17 protein-coding genes are annotated in these 14,284 nt (G+C 58.2%); all 17 read right to left on the bottom strand.

The genetic code is table 11. From position 1 onward, the window contains the following. Nucleotides 1-8: 8 nt before the first annotated feature. The 17 genes from LBK75_08730 to LBK75_08650 all read right to left on the bottom strand — a co-directional run bounded on the left by LBK75_08730 (nucleotide 9) and on the right by LBK75_08650 (nucleotide 14,274). The gene (locus tag LBK75_08730; protein MDR1158367.1) at nucleotides 9-695 is read right to left on the bottom strand and encodes a phage tail protein I; all 687 of its coding nucleotides are present in this window, start codon (nucleotides 693-695) and stop codon (nucleotides 9-11) included. After that, a complete protein-coding gene (locus LBK75_08725; GenBank protein MDR1158366.1) occupies nucleotides 688-1,854 on the bottom strand; it encodes a baseplate J/gp47 family protein in 1,167 nt (388 codons plus the stop codon). Before LBK75_08725 ends, LBK75_08730 begins: the two co-directional genes overlap by 8 nt. After that, nucleotides 1,847-2,167, bottom strand: a complete 321-nt coding sequence (locus tag LBK75_08720) for a GPW/gp25 family protein (protein MDR1158365.1) — start codon at nucleotides 2,165-2,167, stop codon at nucleotides 1,847-1,849. The genes LBK75_08725 and LBK75_08720 overlap by 8 nt, the downstream gene beginning before the upstream one ends. 17 nt (nucleotides 2,168-2,184) lie before the next feature. Next, nucleotides 2,185-2,583 carry a phage tail protein gene (locus tag LBK75_08715; GenBank protein ID MDR1158364.1) on the bottom strand — a complete coding sequence of 133 codons (399 nt, stop codon included), beginning with the start codon at nucleotides 2,581-2,583 and terminating at the stop codon, nucleotides 2,185-2,187. Next, the gene (locus LBK75_08710) at nucleotides 2,583-2,909 is read right to left on the bottom strand and encodes a hypothetical protein (protein MDR1158363.1); all 327 of its coding nucleotides are present in this window, start codon (nucleotides 2,907-2,909) and stop codon (nucleotides 2,583-2,585) included. Before LBK75_08710 ends, LBK75_08715 begins: the two co-directional genes overlap by 1 nt. Further along, nucleotides 2,909-4,432 (bottom strand): SH3 domain-containing protein, encoded by a 1,524-nt coding sequence (locus LBK75_08705; GenBank protein ID MDR1158362.1) that lies wholly within the window; start codon nucleotides 4,430-4,432, stop codon nucleotides 2,909-2,911. The genes LBK75_08710 and LBK75_08705 overlap by 1 nt, the downstream gene beginning before the upstream one ends. After that, entirely contained in the window at nucleotides 4,432-4,644 is a 213-nt protein-coding gene (locus LBK75_08700; protein ID MDR1158361.1) for a phage tail protein, read from the bottom strand. Before LBK75_08700 ends, LBK75_08705 begins: the two co-directional genes overlap by 1 nt. Further along, the gene (locus LBK75_08695; protein MDR1158360.1) at nucleotides 4,644-8,339 is read right to left on the bottom strand and encodes a phage tail tape measure protein; all 3,696 of its coding nucleotides are present in this window, start codon (nucleotides 8,337-8,339) and stop codon (nucleotides 4,644-4,646) included. The genes LBK75_08700 and LBK75_08695 overlap by 1 nt, the downstream gene beginning before the upstream one ends. 193 nt (nucleotides 8,340-8,532) lie before the next feature. Then, nucleotides 8,533-8,919 (bottom strand): phage tail assembly protein, encoded by a 387-nt coding sequence (locus tag LBK75_08690; GenBank protein ID MDR1158359.1) that lies wholly within the window; start codon nucleotides 8,917-8,919, stop codon nucleotides 8,533-8,535. 54 nt (nucleotides 8,920-8,973) lie between these two features. Next, nucleotides 8,974-9,492, bottom strand: coding sequence for a phage major tail tube protein (locus LBK75_08685; GenBank protein MDR1158358.1), 519 nt, complete (start codon nucleotides 9,490-9,492; stop codon nucleotides 8,974-8,976). A 15-nt stretch (nucleotides 9,493-9,507) separates the two neighbouring features. Continuing rightward, nucleotides 9,508-10,935 (bottom strand): phage tail protein, encoded by a 1,428-nt coding sequence (locus LBK75_08680; GenBank protein ID MDR1158357.1) that lies wholly within the window; start codon nucleotides 10,933-10,935, stop codon nucleotides 9,508-9,510. A gap of 15 nt (nucleotides 10,936-10,950) precedes the next feature. Continuing rightward, nucleotides 10,951-11,298 (bottom strand): hypothetical protein, encoded by a 348-nt coding sequence (locus LBK75_08675; GenBank protein ID MDR1158356.1) that lies wholly within the window; start codon nucleotides 11,296-11,298, stop codon nucleotides 10,951-10,953. Next, complete coding sequence (locus tag LBK75_08670; protein MDR1158355.1) at nucleotides 11,289-11,780, bottom strand: hypothetical protein; 492 nt, start codon at nucleotides 11,778-11,780, stop codon at nucleotides 11,289-11,291. The genes LBK75_08675 and LBK75_08670 overlap by 10 nt, the downstream gene beginning before the upstream one ends. After that, nucleotides 11,777-12,355 carry a hypothetical protein gene (locus LBK75_08665; protein ID MDR1158354.1) on the bottom strand — a complete coding sequence of 193 codons (579 nt, stop codon included), beginning with the start codon at nucleotides 12,353-12,355 and terminating at the stop codon, nucleotides 11,777-11,779. Before LBK75_08665 ends, LBK75_08670 begins: the two co-directional genes overlap by 4 nt. Continuing rightward, nucleotides 12,352-12,717: a hypothetical protein gene (locus tag LBK75_08660; protein ID MDR1158353.1), complete on the bottom strand. Its 366-nt coding sequence runs from the start codon at nucleotides 12,715-12,717 to the stop codon at nucleotides 12,352-12,354. The genes LBK75_08665 and LBK75_08660 overlap by 4 nt, the downstream gene beginning before the upstream one ends. Then, nucleotides 12,714-13,163: a hypothetical protein gene (locus LBK75_08655; GenBank protein ID MDR1158352.1), complete on the bottom strand. Its 450-nt coding sequence runs from the start codon at nucleotides 13,161-13,163 to the stop codon at nucleotides 12,714-12,716. The genes LBK75_08660 and LBK75_08655 overlap by 4 nt, the downstream gene beginning before the upstream one ends. 34 nt (nucleotides 13,164-13,197) lie before the next feature. Further along, on the bottom strand, nucleotides 13,198-14,274 hold the full coding sequence (locus LBK75_08650) for a major capsid protein (GenBank protein ID MDR1158351.1): 1,077 nt from the start codon (nucleotides 14,272-14,274) through the stop codon (nucleotides 13,198-13,200). Nucleotides 14,275-14,284 lie beyond the last annotated feature (10 nt).

Here is a 14,284-nt window from a genome sequence, read left to right as displayed (position 1 = left end):
CTCCTCCTTTAAATGCTGCCAGGAACAGCGCCGCAGAAGCGAACACTGTATGAAACTCCATTTCCTCCAGCGCTTATACCTATTCCTCCGGACTCAACGCCTCCCTGTGTTGCTCGAATGGGAAATGTCCCGCACACCCGGGTCGCGTAGATCACATACCCATAGACCATGCGTATCCCGATATAGATGCGGCTGTAGTATATGATTGCGTTATATTGCAGGTGAGAGCGCAGGGACTTATAGATGTTCAGCGACCTTGCCGCGTCGGAATGAGTTATCGCTGCGCGCTGGTTGGTCACGTCGAGCAACACGCGGAAATAATATGGATCGCCGCCGTACTCATGCCATTCTTCAATCTTGGCATCCACGTAGACGTTGGACAACGCTTTTTCCACAGCGCCCCGTGTCCCAAGGTGGCGATGGACATTGAAGCTGTCCTTGATCAGTGCCCGCTTCGTTTCGAGGTCATAGTTGTATCCATACCAATCGACCTTGAAGTCATAAGCGAGTATATCAAGCAAGTCCTCTGGAAGCTCGTCGATTCTGCTATAAATCTTCAACCTGTCAATCTCACTTGCACGCACTGTCAGTTCTTCGGCAATAACGCGGCCAAGGGCCAGCATTTTTTCATCGTCACGAAGCACTTCAGGCAGAGTGCGCAGCAGATTTTTGACGGTGATGCCATGCTCAGTCATCCTCATAGCCCCCGTTCGTGATGGTGACATCTCCGGCGAATGCTACCTGCGGAATTGTTCCGTCATCCCCCTCTCGCATCGATTCGGGATCGTCGCTGCCATCTCGTAATGTCACAAAGACTGGATAGGCAACCTCTGCCCGTTTGATGCCGGTCTGCATGAGTAAACCGAGCAGGTATGATGGATTAATATCTCGTCCAAGCTTGGCGCCTTGCCATGTGATGTACGATGCCACAGCCGCATTCACCGCCGCTTCGACTTCTGCGGCGCTGAGTGACGCGTTGCGCGGTATGTAGTAAGTGATGTCAACGTTGTAGACAACCACCTCCGGGTCATCCACAACGACGTAGTCTGTCAGCGGTCGCACAAAATCATCGTTGCAGGCGGCGAGGACTGCATTTTTGATTTCAGCGCCGGCGATTTCGTCACCCTTCATAAGGACATAGATGTTTACTTGCCCAGGGCTTGGAGAATTGGCAACCACATCCACGATTTCTGTTGACACCTGTTTTGCAAAGTAGATGTACGCACCCCTGGCCCCCGCGTCACTATAAGAATCTTGACTGGCGCGCATAGTCTCATAGTATTCATCGTCCGAACTCTCGTTGGCGCCTCCGTCGCTCGCAGTTATATTTTCACAACGTTCGAAGAAATCAAATACGTCGATAGCGGTATTGATTTGACCGACCATGTAGTCGTTGCCGGCCAATCCGGCAGTTTGGCACTGAACCATCACATCCGCGTACAGGCTGCCGATCGTTATATAGGCGTCTTTGGTTGTCGCCCAAATCAGAGCTCTCTCCGGATCCGTTACTCGTGTGCCTGTTGGAACCAATATCGCCGTTGTCTGGGGCGCCGATACGTAAAAACGTATAGTACAAAAGGCCGCCTGTGCCGCTGGCCGCGTTCTGTTGTAAAGCTGTTCGCCAAGCGCGTCAAGATTAGCCCCATCCGCTCTGCTTGGAAGGTTTTGATTGATCATATAGTTGCCGAGAGCCCGCTCCTGCGAGAAGGCATCCGCAATCCACAGGATGAACAGTCTTTCCGGGCTCGCCGGTCGTACGGTGGTCTTTGTGATTATTTCGTAGGCGGCAATGAGTTTTGACGCGAGTTCCTCCGTATCCGTTCTCACGAGTTGATATTCCGGATTTCTACTCATCCCCTATTTCCACCTCCACCGTTACGACCAGCTTTCCGGGTATGTTTTGAGACTCTTCGAGTGTCACTCTTACTACCGTCGCCCGCGGTTCATATTCCGCTATCGCTTCCGTAAGCTCTGCGATCAGCATCGGCTTTGCGATGTGGATCGGCTTGTCGATAAATTGCCCGGATAGTCCGAAGTCCCGATACAACGGGACGGAGTGTTTCCGCGTTTTAAGGATGATCGCTATATTTTGCAGCACGGAGGCCACAGGATCGCTTTCGTTCAGGGTGATTTCCCTGGGGTCTTTTGCGCTTACCCTGTAGTTCATAACGCCACGCCACCTCGCTATTTCAGGTATTCGAGCAGGGAGATAGAAGCAGTCGCGCTGGTCAAATTGCCGTACCTGTCGAACGTTTGCAGTTTAATCTTATGCTTTTCGATGACCCAGCGGTATTTCCCATATCCCTTGTCCCCGATGGCCATCGGGACGGCTTTGCCCGTGCGTTCGTATTGCCATATCTTTGTGAGTTCTGTCATCGGGTCGACGCCGAGGAAGACGGACAGTACCATGTCAAACGATATGGTATCCGGATCAAGGCCTACAAATTCCGTCAGAGCATCTTTCAAGTGGCGCTGATGGGTGCCATACCGTGCGGACCCTGACCACTGCACATTGCTGATCGTTTCAACCGCCTTGTCGGAGACTTGAAATACGACGTCTCCCAGGCATCCGACCTGTGCCATTATATCGCCCCCAGTATGAAGCCGTCTCCGCCGAAAACGGGCAGGTAGAGCACAAGCACAACAGTATTCAATGCCGGCATCCACCCGGTTACAGTGGCCACGTGATCGTGAGCACCATCCGTGCTGGCCGAGCCGCTGCCTGAATAGGTGTCGGAGATCATATGCGTATGGTCTCCGCTGCCCTTGACATGCACATTTGCTCCCGGATGTTGCAGCACATAGAGCCACCCGGATGTCATGCCCTTATCCCGGAATATCACGCGGGCTTTTCTGTTTGCGTTGTCGACAGCACTGACGATACCGATGCGCGCGAAATTTTCATCCATCAGCGCACCCCCGCTGTCGGCCGCAGCCGGATTTGCGTCGCATATCCGCTTCCGCCCACGGAATGTCTCGTTTGGCTCACGATGTACTTTCCGCTCCAGGCGCCCCATCCTTCGAGCATGACTGTGAAGCCGGCCATAATGTTCGGGTTCCCAGGGATTGTGAATGTCGCAGATTTTTCAAATTTGTTCCGCAGGCGCAGGCGCTTTTCAGCCAACGTCTGCGCTTCGGCAATGCTTCTGACACGTGCCGAGATCTCAAGACGTTGATTGTTCTTATCGTCGGGGTCATAACCCGCCGCATAGGCGGTCGCCTCAATTGATGCGCCTGTTGACGGATTGACGTAACTCACGCGGCAGCTTGCGTACTGTGCGTCCGCCTCTCCGGTCGCCAGCTTGTACTTGGTGTACCCTCCGGCACCACGTTTGATCGTAAGCCTGACTGGCTTGGCCTCGTAGGCGGCTTGGTCAAACAGTACGATGGCATTGTTGGTGACTTTCAGGGCAATGCCGGCATTGCGGCAGAGTGTGGACAGGAACTGAATGTCACTCGTCGCGATCTGTTCCGCGCGATCGTAGTGGGGGTCGCTGGGCGACTCGTACATGCAGGCCAGGCCATTGACCGCCGCCATTTCTTTCGCGATGCCGGAGAGTTTGTAGGATTCCCACGCTCTGTTCTTTTTGGTCTGGCGTATCTGTGCCTTGAACGGCAGCGATGTGCCCTTGATCGTAATGACCGAGGGCGGTCCGGATGCCTCTACGTCGTCAAGCTCAAACTGGCCGCAGTCGAGGACATTGTCCTTTCCGTCGCCGTTCCAGTTCTCGCGGACAAAGGACGCCTGTATGCGCATCCCTTTGAGGGTCGAACCGTTTGATGTCCCGGAGGCCGAAGCTTTCGCGACTTGACCCTCCGCAAACCACCCCAGTTTCCCCACGTGAATCGGATACGGAGCGCCTCCTTTCAGATTTAAATATGTGACGGTGCCGCTGTAATTGGCGACGCTCGCACCTGGTGTCCCGTCGCCATAACTTGAATACTGCGGTTGCCCGTTGGCGATAACGGCGTCGCCTATCGCCCAGCTGCCAGATCCGCCGGCGCCGGTGTTGATGGCGATGAGGTAACCCGCGCTGACATACGCGGTCTTGCCGCTGTACGTGATGGTCGCCCACCCGTTTGAGATGGCGGCGACGGCAATCTGCGCACCGTAGGCGAGCGCGCCGACCTTTGCGTGGCTCGTGCCCGGCCCGCTTCGGACATTCAGCCCGCTCTGGGCCGTCACCTTGTACAGCACCCCCGCAGCCCCGGCGGCGGAACTGGACGCGGCGGCTTGGATCGCGGCGTCCAGCCATTTGCACAGCCAGATGTCGTCACGGTCCTCAAGCGAGATCTGCAAGTCGTCGGACTCGCCTTCCTCATTGTCCGTGTAGTCGAGTGCCAGAAGGTATTCTCTGAGCGACTGCGAGATGTTCACGCCGTCGAAATACACCTCTACGTTTGTGCGCCTCGCGAGGTCTTTGTCAATCATCAGCCGTTCACCTGCCTCCAGGGCGGCAGATCGGCGGAACTTTCCTCCCCCTCATCCGGCAGCGTGAGTGTGATGCCGGCCGGAAAGATGTAGTACCGGAGATATTTGCGGTTTGCGGTCATGAGGCTGTCCTTGTAGAACGCGCTACCGAGCTGCGTATGAGCAATCCCGTCCCACATGTCGCCCTGGATGGTCGTATATGTTCCTGCCATCAATATCGCCTCCGCGCGGCGTCGCGCCCCTCGTCTTCGATAACTTCCCGGATCAATTCCCGCAGGTTTTCATTGCTCTCAGACAGAGCGGTTTGCATCTGCTCGGTGTTCTGTATCCCGCTGATGTTATATTCGGCGCGGACCTCGATGCGCGCGCCTCCGTACCCGCCGACATCCGCCGAAAGCGCCGCAGGCATGGCCGCCGGCGCAGCCGCCATGACAGGCGCAGCGGCCATGGCGGCCATGAGCCGAGGCGCAAGGGTGTAATACTCCGCCTCCGCAGCCGTCAACACGCGCTCACCCTTGTGTAGCTGCGCGATGTATCCGTCCCAGGGCACATAGTCAAGGCCATCGGCATGTGAGCCGTTTATGGGCGACTGCCCTGCCCGGGGCGTAACCGCGGGCGCTGTAGACGGCGGCCGCAACGGGCCCACCGTTATATATTGTGACAGCGCGGTGTTCGCGGCGCGCGCAAGGCCCCCATAAGCCGCCTCCACTGCGGCCAACATACTCTGATCCTTGGCCGCATCAATAAAAGCCTGGATCGTATCTTTCCCCGCTACAGCCGCCGCTTCGCCCATGTTCATCTCGTCGATGGCTGCTTCGAGTTGCTTCTGCAACTCGCCTATAGAACCCGTAAAGCCGGTCTCCATCTCTGCAAGGGCACCAGAAACTTCTTGCTGCTCTTTTTGGAGTGCCTGCCAATTTTTTACCATCTTGGCGAGGTCCTTGTCGCTGGCCTTTGCCATGCCTGCGACGGCGTTGACACTTTCTTTGGAGCCGTCGGCAAAGCTAGAAATCATTTCATCGAGGCCTTCGATACTGACGTTCCGATCGGCCAGTTTGGCGAGGTCAGCATTGTAACTCTGCCAGTATTTGGCCTGGCCTTCAAGCGCGGCATTGATCGTCCTTGCGCTCGTTGCAACTATTTTTTCCGCCTTATCCCACAGCTCGTATTGCCCTTGCACGCTTTTTAATGCGGCGTCATATGACGCCTGGTAGGCTTCCGCAAGTTTCTCGGCCTCATCGGTGACGCCCGTGATGGCATTTCGGACGTCTTTTAGGGTGGCCTCCGCTGTCTCCTGTTCATTCTGATATGCATTGAGTGCGCCCTCAAGCTCAATGAGCGTCCTTTCGTTCATTGTATATTCAGCGCGTGCCTCGGCGAACTTTTTGTTGGAGTTTTCGAGTTGTCTTTGTATCTCTTCGAGCGCCGCCGCGTCGGCCCTCATCGCGTCCCATGCGGCGCTTCCTCCTTTGTCGTATTGGTTGGTGGATCTATAGGCCGCGTCATACGCCTTTTTCGCAATATCGTACTCTTCTTGCGCAATCTTCGCGTTGTTTTCTGCGGTATCTCTCGCCAGCCTGAGAGAGTCCCGATTACCGACGCGATCGACATACGCGCTCCATTTCTCCTCCATCATGAGCTGCTCTGATTGAGCTCTCGCGACGTCATAAAGTGAATCGGTGAGCCCACTTGAAGTCGAGATGAGCTTTGTGTACGACAGGGCGAGATCTGGAATGGCTTTGTTCAGTGCGTCCACAATCGCGAGAATCGGCTCCTTATTTCGCGTGGCGTCGGCGGTGGTCGCGCTCAGCTCGGCCAGTTTATCAATCAATGATACTGTGCTTCGTGCCTCTACGTCGATCTCTTTTCCGGCCTCTGCATGTGCTGCGATCATGTCGCGATGGCCACCGATCACCTCTTCATAGGCGGCGTCGTACTCTTCGAGGGATTGCCTACTGGCCTCGTACTCAGCGGTCAGGTCCTCGATTTTTCCTCTAAGTAGAGCAGCTTCGGCAGTGGCTTCTTTGTGTGTTTCTTGGAGTCGATCATATTCCTCATTGAGCCCCCGCAGCTCGGCGTATTGGGCGCGGGATACTGCTGTGAGCTCCCACATCTCGCCAAGCTGCACAGTGGCCGCCTCATTCAGGGCTACGATCCCTGCAACTAGCGCACCAACGACGGCGGTGACCTTCATGATAGTGCCGACAATGGGAATTGCTTCGGTGGCGATAGCGGCGAGTTTCGCCGCGACGGTATAGGCTGCGAGCGCGCCCGTCACTAGGCCGATCACCCCGGCAAATGCCGTAGCCGCTTTTACCAACGCCGGATTTTGTTCCACAGATTTCGTCACACTCTTCAGCACGGACGTCGCGACGGAATAAAGAGCTTGCAGTGCCGGGGTGTAGTTCTCACCGACCGTGATCTTGAGGTTATTATAGGCGTTCTGCAACATCACAAGCTTGCTATGTGTCGTGCCGTACATGATCCCGGCCTTTTCCTGCAGCGCGACATTTTCCTCCCACGCGCGCTTGCCCTGCGCGATGGTGTTTGAGAGTAAATCCCCCGCTTCGGCAAGGCCGAGAATCGCTTTAGTTTGCCTTACATTGGTGATCCCGAGCTCGTCGAGTATTACAATGGCGCTGCGTCCGGTGCGCTCGGTATCGTTGAGCCCCTGAATGAAATCGTCCATGGCCATGACTGCGTTATCGCCCCAAGCATGCGCGAACTCATCTGCAGTCATATTGGCAACTTCCGCGAATTCCTTGAGGCCGTCACCGGTTTCGACGGCCTTATACAGCGTCTGGATCAGCGTCGACATAGCCGTGCTGCCGGCCTGTGCCTCGATGCCGAGGGAGCCGACCGCCGCCGATATGCCGAGTATGTCCGTCTCGCCCATGCCGGCGATACTCGCCGACGCCGCCAGGCCCTGCGACATATCGACGACTTTTGATGCGGTGGTTGCTGTCGCGTCGCCGAGGGCCGCGACGGTGGAGCCGAGTCTTTCGTAGTCGTTCGGATCGAGCCCTGTGATGTTAGCGAATTGCGCCAGCATGGTCGCCGCGTTGTCAGCCGTCAGGTCCGTCGTAGTGCCGAGCATGCTCATAATTTCAGTGAACTCCGCCGCGTACTCCTGCGCGATGCCCAGCTGCCCGGCCCCTTCTGCGACTGCGCCGATCTCCGATGTAGTTATGGGGATGTCCGTTGACATTTCTCGGAACTCCTTCGCCATGATGGCGAGTTCCTTGTCCGTTCCGCCTACGGTGCGGCGCACACCTGCCATGACGTGCTCAAACTCCACCGCGGCGCCGGCGCAGCTGGCGAGGGCATCGTAGATTTCCTTGAGTGCTTTTGCGATGCCGGCCGCCGCGAGGGCTTGGGACATGGCCTGGACGGCCGCCGCAGATTTGGACCCAAAGTTTACCGCCTCTTCTGCAGCGGCCGCTTGCTTTTGCTTTGTTTCCTCAATCTGCTTCCCGAGCTCCGCTTCCTTCGCCGCGAGATTGCCCGTGTCAATGCCGGCCTTCTGCAGGGCCTCGCCCATTTGCTTGAGCTTTTCAGTCTTTATGGCGATGGAATCCGAGGCCTTCTTGACCCGCAGATCCTCGTCGAGCAACCGTCTTTGAAGGGCGGACGAGACCTTCTCATTCGCCTTCTCCATGCCCTCAATCTCCGCTTTGGTGATTCCGTACTTTTGCTTGAGGACATCGAGGCTTTTCCCCGCGGAATCAATGGCGGTCTGCTGCCTTTGGTACGCCGTGATGTCGGACTGTGTCTTGGAGAGTGCTGTAATCTCTTTCTGAAGTGTGATTATCTGCAGCTGCGCTTTTGAGAACGTAGCGGTGTAACTGCCTCCCATCTGCGCGCCCAGCAAGAACATCATGTTGTACTCTTTCCTGCCGTCCGCCACGTGTGCCCCCTCCTTTCAATCCCTTACATCCTCTCGTGGGCCTCTTTGATCTTCTGCTGAATGAAATTGCTGTCCTCGATCCACCCGCCGAGCTGTGAAAGAGGCAGAGACAGCCAGTATGACGCGGGTGTATTGTTCACCTGTGCCATGACCAGGCATTGCCGCCGGAGCCAGGCGCCTCCGTCTCCCCCGACTACTCCGACGCCAATAAAAAAGAGCGCGCGGCGCTCCGGATCCGGTTGTAGTCAGTGATGGGCATGTACTCGAAGGCGTCGGCCCCGATGGTCTTCGTGCAGGCCCGCGCGGCTATGCGGATCAGGTAGGGCCCCGAGAACGTCGGCACGATCATCGCAATCCCGAGCGCCTGCAGCTCCGTCTCGGCGGCGAGGCCGTCCCGCCCGGTGAGGCTGTCCCAGTCGAACGTGAGCTCTGTATACGTTTTCCCCTGATAGGTGTAGGGAATGCGGAATTTGTGCGTGTAGGTTCCCGTGCTGCTCTCGGCCTCTTTTTCCGCGACGGAAAGCTCGTCCGGGTCGACGGCGTCGACGACATTGGGGTTGTTCAGGTTGCTCTCATACATAGAAGATTCTCCTTTCATTGGCCCGGGGCGGATCTCTCCACCCCGGGTGCGTTGTTACTTGCCGAGGGCTGCTCGCACGGGGGCCAGATAGTCCACGCCATTGATATAGCAGATGAAGTTGAGCGGGTCGATCTCCCGCTTTTTTATGCCGTCGAGGTATGTGGCCCAGTACCGCACGGCGTACTCGCCGGAGCCGTCGGTGGGGGATGCGGGCGCGATGGTCCCCCCGGAATCTTTTTTCGGAATGACCACGAAAACATGTTTGACGTCTTGCACCTTCAGGGCGCCGGCCACCGTGTCTTCGATCTGCTGCGGGGTGCGCAGGTCAATGGTATGGCGCCGCGGTTCTGACAGCCGGATCGCCTGCGCCGTGGTGGTCCGAAAGTTGAGCCCCAGTGTCATGGCCTCATAATGCCCGAGTACAACGGCCTCGACAGTCCCCGCGATACCGGCCCCGGTCACGCTCTGGATGAGCGCCGTCAGGTCGGGCAGTGTCGCCTTGGCCAGGCCAACATACTCGACACCATCTTCATAGACCGCGAGATTGATTACGTGTTCGTCGAATTTCGGCATCTGTTATTCCTCCCTCTAGCCTTGCAGCGCGGCGGCCACATAGCTGGCGTCGTATTCGATGACAAAGTCTACTTCCTGAGCCGGAGACGGCGGCGTCATGTAGATGTGCAGTCTTATGATGCCGGCCATGAGGTCCGAAAGCGGGTTCTCGTCTTCGCGAAATTCCACCCTCGCCCCAAGGAGGTAGCCGCCCCCGACAAGGCCGTTTAACCAGATATTGGTCGCGTCTACAATGGTGTCGACAAGCCTCCGGTTCATGGGCCTGTCAAGTTTATTCCAGAATGTCCGGATGCAGGTATTCCCCACCCAGTCGAACATCCGGGCGACCGGGATGAGGTAGTCCTTTACATCGTTGTTGGCGGGATAGCAACCCGTATAGTTGCCCCAGCACGCCCATCCATTCACGAAATTGAGCGCCGTCACGATGCCCGCGGCGTTCAAGGCGTCTGCTTGCGCTTTCGTCTGGCTCAGGGTCTCGCCGGAGGCGAGCACAAGGGAGTCGCACTGAAAGTTTTTGTTTGATGGGCTTTCGTAGGGGCAGCCCTCGTTTCCAGCGTCGACCTTCGTTATGAGGCCCGCGAGCTGCGTGCTCATATGATAGGTCCGTTCCCCAAGCTTCAACATGGGCCAGCAGACAATTTCGTTTTCGTCGATAAAATTGTTCGTTCCCTTGAGGACCATCGCCGCCGTGTAAGACGTCGCACCGCCGGAGGCCGCGGAGCTGATGTCAATGAGCGCCTTCGCGCGGAACATGCCGTTGATGCCCGCCGCCTTGACGGCCATGACGGCCGCCACAGCCGGCGCATCGGAGAAACCGGGGGCGCAGATGAGATCCGGCACGACGCCGAAGATCGATAGGCACTTTTCGATGCTCTCCAGGCCGGCGGCGACGGCGGCCGCGTTGACGGAGGCGGGCGTCACCTGTGTGTACGCGATGTTGAGAGACGCCTCCGCATAGTGCGCGCTGCCCGACACCAGCTCCACCACGAGGAATTCCCCTGAGTAATAGGTGCTGTAGTCGGTTCCCTTGACATAGGCGCTCCCGGCGCCTCCGGACGCCTTGACGACGAGCGTCGCGTCATTGATGGCCGTGATGGGAAGCTTCGCCTGATGACTGGTGACGCTCACATTCGCGGCGGCGACAGAGGACTTCATCGTCGCGGGCGCGAGCAGGTTACAGAAGATGATCGGCCCCATACCATAAAGGCTGAAGTGCGAGTGCATGAACTCGCACAGGGTATAGTTGGCCCAATCGTCCGAGTAGCCCAGCTTTTCGAGCGCCTCGTCGAAACCGTTGCAGAGCACCGGCGTACCCGGAGCGGCCGGAGATTCCGCGCTCTGGATGGGCGCTACGCCGACGACGAACGGGATGCCTGAGGCGGCCGTCACAGGAGTGCCGAGGCTGGTCGCCTGCTCGGATACAAAAACTCCATGGTTTGGCATTTGTGGACTTCCTCCTTACCTCGATTTTCCGGCAGCCAGTCTCTTGTAACTGACATTGAGCAGGTTCCCGGATGTTTTGACTTTGACGCGTTCCTCCGCGATCATGGCTCCGGAGACGATCAGGCCGGCGATGAGTGGATATGCTGCAACAGCGGCGGAAAGAGCGTCGAGCGCCTGCTCTTTCGTCCCGGTGAAGACCGCGCCCTCCTGGATCACACCGCGGATGCTCGGGCCGAGATAACAACAAAACTCGTCGGATCTTCCGACGAGCTCTTTGGTTTCGGCCGAGGGTTCTGCGATGACAATGTCCTCCGGCTTTTCCGCCGGTTCGGCAGCCGCGTCGGTTTTGGTTTTTACAGCCATTGAGATACCTCTCTTTCGACCGCCGGAAGCTTCCACACGCTCATCATTTCCCCGGCGTAGTAGGGGGCGGTGTCGTCGGGGTATACGAGTGTCTCAAGCCCGGCCGAAAGGTCGAGCACAAACTGGTCCCCGACGACCACCTGCCGCAGCAGGCGGATGCGCACCCGCTCCATGATGTTTAACAGCATAAGGCCCCCCTCTTGCTCGTCTTCGTTGTAGACGGCAAAAATGGAGCGAACCGTCGCCGAGGCGGACACGTCGTGGCCCATGGGCTGTACGTCCTTCCCGGTGAGCACTTGATGTATGACGTACGGAGCTTTCTTTTTGGCCCCGGCGCCGTCCGGGAGGCGCATCAAGTGGACGTCCGCCGCCCGGGACTGCGGCTCCGCGTCGCCCTTCTGCATGGCCACTGGCATGATGATGTCGGCGATTGTCTCTTGCGTCAGGTCTTTGAGTCGCTGCAGCAGGATGATCTTGGTCACGACTTACCCCCCCATCCGTTGAGTACCCGGTTGATCTCGGCCTCGATGCGCTTATCAAACGCCTCGCGTACGGTTTTGTCCATCTGCTCAATCACTGCTTCGTTTTCCAGCATGTGAGACGCACTGGGTCCATATTTCTGTTCCACCGGGAAGCGCGAAGTGCCCAGACGCTCAAAGGCGGCAATCGGCCCGAAGACTCTCTCTGCGAAAACGTGTTGGAGTGTCTCCGTGACGCCGTGACGCTTTACTTGTGTCTGCAAGAGCCCGCCGCGCGAGAACCTCGTATTGAACGTCAGGAGCGGGAGAACGTTGCCGGCATAGCTGAGCGTCATGGAGACAGCGCCCCCCGAGTCGCCCGTGATGCGCGACTTCATACTCACGTTTTTCATGAAGTCGCCCTTGTTGATCGTGTACTCGGCGGCGGCGAACTGGCCGGCTCTGGTCTTTGCCGTTTCCCCGGCGCGCTCCAGCGCCCCGTGCACGGCTTTCCAGATCCCGCCCGGCACCACGGCAAGGACTTTGTTTGCTCTTTCGAGACTCACTTCTCCGATCTGGTCGATGTGGACAAAGCTCATTCGTCAATCGCCTCCAGTTCGGCCCGGACCATGCCGATGTCGCAGGTAGAGGCCGCGACATAGAACTCGCGGTAATACTCCGACCCGTCGCTGATCTTTATGCGCATGCCTTTTTCTGGCTGCTTCCCGCCGAGATCGGACAGCGCGCAGTGCATGACAGTCGTCACGAGGTATAGCCCTTGAGCGTGGTCGCCCGCGGACACGAGCTGCCGCCGTTCCTGTTCCTTCAGCCCGGACAAAACAACGGGAATGCCCCCATAGGTCTCGCCGTCGTAGATGACCGTGTGCGGTTCGGCGAACTCGTCGACGTTCAGAAACACGTTCTGATTGTCGGCCGCTATCATGCTCTTGAATCCGCTCATGTCACCGGCTCCTCGGGCGCGACGTCAGGCAGCCCCTCGCCATCCTCGTCTTCTTCGGCATCGACATCGGCAAAGTATTCGTCCAGCGCGGCCACCATATTGGCTTTTGACATTCCGGCTTTAACGGGTAGGCCATACTCCGACATCAAGTCGCGTAGAGCTTCGGCGCTCATGTCGGCGCTGTAGTCGGGAGGCGGGTCCTCCGTGCCCTCTGTGCCGCCGCTTTCGTCCGGCGGGTCTGTCGTTGCCCCGGCGTCGCTCTCGCCCTCCTGGCTCGTTGCAACGGGCGCGGCGGGCACATACGCGGCCACGCCGAGAGATACCAGCCGCTCCGCCTCGCCGTCGTCCACTTCGAAGGGCGGGTCGCCGGCCTGCTTCGGGTCCACGGCTTTCGTCCCGGCGAGCCGGTGTCCATACACGCCGTTGATGATTTTGATGCGCTTCATATCTCGATCCCCTTTCCGCCTTGGTCTCAGTCCATTACTTCACCACGTTGGCCGCATAGATCCACGGCGCCTTCCGCAGGGGCGCGGCGAGCGGCCGGGCGCCAAGGCGCAGTTTCCGGGTGTCCTTGTCTCGATTCACAACAAACTTGGGCACGCGCCGAAGCGCGAAGGTGTAGTACTGCTCGTCCGGCTCAATCTGCGTGATCTGCGCGTACATCATGTGGCCGCAGCCGGGCGCGGTGACCATCGCGCTCTTCGCGGGGAAGTAGCGCTGGGTCGCGCCGGCGTCGTCCTCGTAGGTTTCGCGCGCGGAGAAGATGTCCAACTCAAAACCGCCAAAATTCAAGCGGCCCAGCCAGGACACGCCCGGGGAGCTGATCTCCGGCGCTATACGACCGAACTCCATGCGCCGATTGTCGAGGCGTTTGGCTGCGATTTCGTCAGACAAGATGAACTGTCCGACGGTCGACCCGATCACGAGATCGGCGGCGGGCAGGCCGCGGTCCGCGAGCATCGCGCACATAGCCTCCACGTCGCCCCAGAAGTTTCCGTTTGTGTCGTCCCACTCGTCGCCGACCGTGTAGCGGGCCGGATTGCTCTCGGACATGTTGTAGTAAAACACATCGTACGTCTTGCCCTTGGTTTTGTCGTCAATGTATGCCACCATGGCGCACCCGTTGTTGACCATGGTTTGCACGGACATCCATTCCTCGCGGCGGGTGATGCTCAGGTCGAGGTCGGAAAGATCTCTGAGCTGCAGCGCGCGGGCGCGCTCGGCCGGGGTAGCGCCGGAGTACAGGGCCTCTCCGAACCCGCGCAGTCGGAGATCGTCCAGGGACAGCAGTTTCGACGGCAGGATGTGAGGCGGCTCGAATTCGTGCGCTTCGTAGCCTCCGCGGGCCATGGGGATATCCCCGGCGCGCTCCACCACAAAGGGGGCGAGCTTGCGACTGCCGTCTCTGTATTCCACGAGAACTTTGTTTGCGGCGAAGATATCGGTGCCGGGGTTGGTCCCGAAGTAGCGGTCGCGGAAGAATGTCATCTCCGGGACGATCTCCTGCACCATGCCCGCCATGTAGTAGGTGTCGAAAAGGTCAATGTTGCGCGGCATTTCAATTTAC

The organism is Oscillospiraceae bacterium (genome assembly GCA_031265355.1).
Lineage (GTDB): Bacteria > Bacillota > Clostridia > Oscillospirales > UBA929 > JAIRTA01.
The sequence above is the reverse complement of the archived record's forward strand: the minus strand, read 5'-3'. Positions and strand labels throughout refer to the sequence as shown.

Bases quoted from the DNA above. Each gene is read 5' to 3' on its own strand.
- LBK75_08730 (MDR1158367.1), bottom strand. From the start codon at position 695: ATGACTGAGCATGGCATCACCGTCAAAAATCTGCTGCGCACTCTGCCT.
- LBK75_08725 (MDR1158366.1), bottom strand. From the start codon at position 1,854: ATGAGTAGAAATCCGGAATATCAACTCGTGAGAACGGATACGGAGGAA.
- LBK75_08720 (MDR1158365.1), bottom strand. From the start codon at position 2,167: ATGAACTACAGGGTAAGCGCAAAAGACCCCAGGGAAATCACCCTGAAC.
- LBK75_08715 (MDR1158364.1), bottom strand. From the start codon at position 2,583: ATGGCACAGGTCGGATGCCTGGGAGACGTCGTATTTCAAGTCTCCGAC.
- LBK75_08710 (MDR1158363.1), bottom strand. From the start codon at position 2,909: ATGGATGAAAATTTCGCGCGCATCGGTATCGTCAGTGCTGTCGACAAC.
- LBK75_08705 (MDR1158362.1), bottom strand. From the start codon at position 4,432: ATGATTGACAAAGACCTCGCGAGGCGCACAAACGTAGAGGTGTATTTC.
- LBK75_08700 (MDR1158361.1), bottom strand. From the start codon at position 4,644: ATGGCAGGAACATATACGACCATCCAGGGCGACATGTGGGACGGGATT.
- LBK75_08690 (MDR1158359.1), bottom strand. From the start codon at position 8,919: ATGTATGAGAGCAACCTGAACAACCCCAATGTCGTCGACGCCGTCGAC.
- LBK75_08685 (MDR1158358.1), bottom strand. From the start codon at position 9,492: ATGCCGAAATTCGACGAACACGTAATCAATCTCGCGGTCTATGAAGAT.
- LBK75_08680 (MDR1158357.1), bottom strand. From the start codon at position 10,935: ATGCCAAACCATGGAGTTTTTGTATCCGAGCAGGCGACCAGCCTCGGC.
- LBK75_08675 (MDR1158356.1), bottom strand. From the start codon at position 11,298: ATGGCTGTAAAAACCAAAACCGACGCGGCTGCCGAACCGGCGGAAAAG.
- LBK75_08665 (MDR1158354.1), bottom strand. From the start codon at position 12,355: ATGAGCTTTGTCCACATCGACCAGATCGGAGAAGTGAGTCTCGAAAGA.
- LBK75_08660 (MDR1158353.1), bottom strand. From the start codon at position 12,717: ATGAGCGGATTCAAGAGCATGATAGCGGCCGACAATCAGAACGTGTTT.
- LBK75_08655 (MDR1158352.1), bottom strand. From the start codon at position 13,163: ATGAAGCGCATCAAAATCATCAACGGCGTGTATGGACACCGGCTCGCC.
- LBK75_08650 (MDR1158351.1), bottom strand. From the start codon at position 14,274: ATGCCGCGCAACATTGACCTTTTCGACACCTACTACATGGCGGGCATG.